This is a genomic window from Gilliamella sp. Pas-s27 (assembly GCF_009795865.1).
Taxonomy (GTDB): Bacteria; Pseudomonadota; Gammaproteobacteria; order Enterobacterales; family Orbaceae; genus Gilliamella.
On the sequence record NZ_WTEW01000106.1, the window covers coordinates 1 to 405 of the forward strand.

Annotated in this window: 1 protein-coding gene; it reads left to right on the top strand. The window is 41.2% G+C overall.

Annotated elements, in window-relative coordinates; translation table 11 throughout:
- Nucleotides 1-119: 119 nt before the first annotated feature.
- On the top strand, nucleotides 120-359 hold the full coding sequence (locus GQ589_RS11910; protein WP_160426472.1) for a hypothetical protein: 240 nt from the start codon (nucleotides 120-122) through the stop codon (nucleotides 357-359).
- Nucleotides 360-405: the final 46 nt, after the last annotated feature.

Genomic DNA, 405 nt, shown 5'->3' on the forward strand with positions numbered 1-405 from the left:
TTGACGGTCAAGGCTGGCCCGAATGGATGGTTGAAGCGTTTAATGCCACATCGCAAGAAGAGCTTGCGGAAATTAAACAACGGCACAATATAACGGAATAGCCCAAAAGCCGTTGCAGTTTGGCAAGAATGGGCAAAGCGGTATGGCAAGCCCATTTTAACGATATTGAAAAAATCGAACTGAAAAAAACCGATCCTAACCAGTCAGAGAATGATCTAACGGTGATAACATGGGTAGCGGGCACCTTTGCTTATGATCTAGTCAGTAGCTATCAAATCAATATCAACCCTAATGCACAAGATAATGACGAAATCCCACTCATCATTAATCGTAGCAGCAACCAATTTCACGATGAATAAATAAAAGGAGAATAAAATGCCATCAAAATACCGCCCACAAATCTTT